Origin of the sequence: Marinimicrobium sp. UBA4509, assembly GCF_002388575.1 — a bacterium.
GTDB lineage: Bacteria > Pseudomonadota > Gammaproteobacteria > Pseudomonadales > Cellvibrionaceae > Marinimicrobium > Marinimicrobium koreense.
The window spans coordinates 8,188-12,291 of sequence record NZ_DGMV01000057.1 but is presented as its reverse complement, the minus strand read 5'-3'; the positions used below and the strand labels follow the sequence as shown (position 1 = coordinate 12,291).

At 60.4% G+C, this 4,104-nt stretch carries 4 protein-coding genes; all 4 read right to left on the bottom strand.

The features are described from left to right. A partial coding sequence (motD, locus tag B3520_RS11065; RefSeq protein WP_286876052.1) for a flagellar motor protein MotD occupies nt 1-904 on the bottom strand: 904 nt, incomplete at its 3' end. A 9-nt stretch (nt 905-913) separates the two neighbouring features. Continuing rightward, on the bottom strand, nt 914-1,657 hold the full coding sequence (locus B3520_RS11060) for a flagellar motor protein (RefSeq protein ID WP_286804701.1): 744 nt from the start codon (nt 1,655-1,657) through the stop codon (nt 914-916). A gap of 1 nt (nt 1,658) precedes the next feature. Beyond that, nucleotides 1,659-2,732: a protein-glutamate methylesterase/protein-glutamine glutaminase gene (locus B3520_RS11055; RefSeq protein WP_286804702.1), complete on the bottom strand. Its 1,074-nt coding sequence runs from the start codon at nt 2,730-2,732 to the stop codon at nt 1,659-1,661. A 68-nt stretch (nt 2,733-2,800) separates the two neighbouring features. Next, nucleotides 2,801-4,104 (bottom strand): chemotaxis protein CheA (locus tag B3520_RS11050; protein ID WP_286876050.1); only part of this gene is annotated, 1,304 nt, incomplete at its 5' end.

Below are 4,104 nucleotides of genomic sequence, written 5' to 3'. Positions count from 1 at the left end.
AGGATTCCCCACTGTCGCCCGAAGAGCTATCGGCCTCCGGAGCGGATTCTTGAGGTGCACCCTCCGGGCCGGCCTCGCGCGGCGGCAGGATTCCGCTTTCCGCCCCGTTTCCATCCAGCGCTGCACTCGGGCGCGGCATCGCTTCGCGGGCAATCATCAAGGCAACCCGGCGGTTCTGGGCTCGCCCCTGCGGTGTGTCGTTGTCCGCACTGGGCTGGTGCTCCCCGTACCCCACGGCCGACAAACGCTGCGCCGAGACACCGGCTCCAGACAGCAATTTGACAATGGCACTGGCCCGCGCGGCGGACAACTCCCAGTTACTGGGGTAGCGAAGATTGCGGATGGGCTGGTTGTCCGTATGTCCCTCCACCTGAATCGGGTTGTCATACTCGGCCAACAGACGGGCCATTTCCGCGAAAATATCCCGAGCCTGGCCACTGAGCTCGGCGCTGCCCGACTCAAACAGAATACTGTCTCGCAGCTCGACCTGCAGCCAGTATTCATTGGCATACACTTCCAGCAGGTCATCGCCAATCAGATCGGAAAAACGCTCGCTGATACGTTCCGCCAGTTCTCCCAGCTCACCCAGGCCCTCTTCGCCCGCAAGGCCCCCGGATTCGCCCAGCATTGGGTGTTCGGTATCTCCGCGATCGTCGCCCCGAATATCGATAGCACTGGCTGACGGTGAGCGCGAAGGCTGGCCCACCTGAATGGGCTGGACCGCGCGGGCCGGCTCAAAGGCCTCCATCAGGGTATCTGACAGCACCCGGTATTTGCTCTCATTGACCTGAGAGATGGAGTACATCACCACAAAAAACGCAAACAGCAGCGTAATGAAATCCGCGTAGGACACCAGCCAGCGCTCGTGATTCACGTGCAGTTCTGTGGGGCGACGGCGCGGCATGGGCAACCTCTACTTGTGCAGGTAGCCGTTGAGTTTCATTTCAATGGAGCGCGGGTTCTCGCCATCAGCAATGGCAATGATGCCCTCGATCATCAGTTCCCGGTAATGGGAGCGCTCATTGATACACATCTTGAGTTTGTTGGCGATGGGCAACAAAAACAGATTGGCGAGCGCGACCCCGTAGATGGTCGCCACAAACGCCACGGCGATACCCGGACCGAGCTGTTCGGGATCGGCAAGGTTGCGCATCACATGGATCAACCCCATGACCGCGCCGATGATGCCAATCGTGGGCGAATAGCCACCCATACTTTCATAGAAGCGCACGGCGTCCTGATCACGCTGCTCGCTGAGCACCAGTTCGTTTTCCATGACCCGGCGGATCACGTCCGGCTCGCTGCCATCGACCATCAGTTGCAGGCCCTTGCGCGCAAAGGGATCTTTTTCGTGGTCGGCGATTTCCTCCAGTCCGAGCAGGCCCTGTTTGCGAGCTGTTATCGACCAGCGCACAATCTGGTCAATACCACCGCGAAACGCATTGACCGGAGGCCGAAAAATCCACGGGAAAATCTGCAGCGCACGCTTGAGGTGGACCTTGGGGGTCTGGAGCATGGCCGCCCCCAGAGTGCCACCCATCACGATCACGGCAGCGGGGCCATTGAGTAGAGAAGAGAGGCTGCCGCCCTCAGCAAAGTTGCCGCCAATCAGCGCTGCGAAGCCAATGATGACACCGAGTATGCTGAGGATATCCATGTCAGCAGACCTCACGCACGAGTCTGGGGCCAATGTCTTTCAGGCTGAGCACTTTATCCGACAATCCGGCTTTGGCTACCGCCATGGGCATACCGTAAATCACGCAACTGGCTTCATCCTGTGACCAGATGCTCGAGCCGGCATTTTTGAGCATGCGAGCCCCCTCCCGACCATCAGCCCCCATCCCGGTCAGGACCACGCCCAGCACTTTGTTCCCGTAGTGCTTGGCGGCCGAGCCGAAGGTGATATCCAGTGAGGGTTTGTAGGTCATGCGCTCGTCTTCGACGATGCGTAGCCCGCCCCGGGCATCCAGCATCATCTGCTTTCCTCCGGGTGCCAGCAACGCTACCCCCGGTTGCAAGGTATCCCCTTCTTGCGCCTCGCGCACCTGAATCTGACATTGGCGATTCAGCCGTTCGGCGAAGGCGCGGGTAAAGTTCTCCGGCATATGCTGCACCAGAACAATGGGCAGCGGGAAAGTGGCGGGCAGGTTGACCAATACATCGGTGAGCGCCACCGGCCCACCGGTCGAGGCGCCGATAACCAACAACTTATAGCTACCACGAGGGCGCGCCGGCGTCTGCGGCTCCCGGGCAACCGGTTTTTCCGTGGGTTTTTCCACCGGTCTGGCGGGTTGCAGGCGAGTTGCCTCGCGCGAGGCGGACGCGGAGGCGCGGGCCTGCCGACCGAGGGTCAGCAGGCGTTCGTGCAGTTTATCCCGCAGCCCCTGAGCATTGCGGGACACTTCCCCAAAATCCTTGGGCATAAAGTCCATGGCACCGGCCGCCAGCGCGTCCAGGGTAATGCGCGCGCCCTCATAGGTGAGGGACGAGAACATCAGAATCGGGACGGGCCGGTCCGCCATGATATGGCGCACGGCGGTAATGCCGTCCATCTCCGGCATTTCGAAATCCATAGTGACCAGGTCCGGGCGCAGGGAGCGGGCCAGCTCCACCGCCTCACGGCCGTTGGTCGCGGTTCCCACGACCGAGAGATCCGGGTGTTGATCGATCATTTCTTTCAGTCGCTGACGAAAGAAGTTCGAATCATCTACGATTAACACCCTCAATGGCATTATTGCTTACTCCAGCCTGTTCAGTACGTCCGCTCCTCTTCGTCGGGGAGCACAGAGTTCAATCGGGATTATACGCCGCCCGCGTAGCGCTTGAGCAACCCCGGAATATCGAGGATTAATGCCATGGTGCCATCGCCAGTGATGGTGGCACCGGCCATTCCGGGGGTGCCCTGAAGCATTTTGCCCAGGGGTTTGATCACCACCTCTTCCTGCCCGATCAGTTGATCGACCACAAAGCCCACCATGCGGGTACCAATGGCAACTATGACCACATGTGCCTCACGCTCCCGGGCCTTACGCGGTCCGGTGATCAGCCAGTCTTTCAGGTAGAAAACCGGAATGGCCCGATCGCGGATGGTCACGCACTCCTGGCCGTCCACGGTGTGGGTTTTGGACATATCCATGTGAAAAATTTCCTGCACGCTGGCCAGCGGTAAAGCGAAGGCCTGCTCTGCCAGCATCACCATCAGCGTCGGCATGATCGCCAGGGTCAGCGGCACTTTGATGTTCAGCCGGGTGCCCTCACCCTTGGTGGACTGGATTTCGATGGTGCCGTTGAGCTGGGTGATCTTGGTCTTGACCACATCCATCCCCACACCCCGACCGGACACATCGGAAATTTCTTTCTTGGTAGAGAACCCGGGGGCAAAAATGAGGTTGAATGCTTCGGTGTCCGAGAGGCGATTGGCGCTGTCCCGATCCATGACTCCCTTCTCCACGGCGATGTCCCGCAGTTTGTCAGGGTCCATGCCCGCGCCGTCGTCGGTGATCGACAGCAGGATGTGATCGCCCTCCTGCTCAGCCGCCAGAACGACTTTACCAGTGCGTGGTTTTCCATTCGCCTCGCGCAGGTCGGGCAATTCGATACCGTGGTCCACTGAGTTGCGCACCAGGTGAACCAGAGGATCGGACAGCGCCTCAACCAGGTTTTTATCCAGGTCGGTGTCCTCCCCCACCAGCTCCAGATTCACTTCTTTTTTCAGGTTGCGCGCCAGATCCCGCACTACCCGAGGGAAGCGGCCGAACACTTTTTTGATCGGCTGCATCCGGGTTTTCATCACGGAGGTCTGCAGGTCGGCGGTTACCACGTCGAGATTGGAGACCGCTTTGGCCAGGGATTCGTTTTCAATATCGTCACCCAGCCGCACCAGGCGATTGCGCACCAATACCAGCTCGCCCACCATGTTCATGATTTCGTCGAGACGCTGGGTATCGACCCTCACGGTAGTTTCGGCCGGCGCCGGACCACCGTCCCGATCGGCCGGCTTGCCGGAGGGTCGAGACGCCGGCGGCTTCTTGCCATCGCCCGCGCCACCTCCGGCCGGTGCGGCGGGAGCGGGTGAAGCGGCTTTTGGAGCCGACGGGGCGCTAT

What these genes read in the sequence shown, in the direction of transcription:
- B3520_RS11060 (WP_286804701.1), bottom strand. Translation starts at nt 1,657, where the DNA reads ATGGATATCCTCAGCATACTCGGTGTCATCATTGGCTTCGCAGCGCTG.
- B3520_RS11055 (WP_286804702.1), bottom strand. Translation starts at nt 2,732, where the DNA reads ATGCCATTGAGGGTGTTAATCGTAGATGATTCGAACTTCTTTCGTCAG.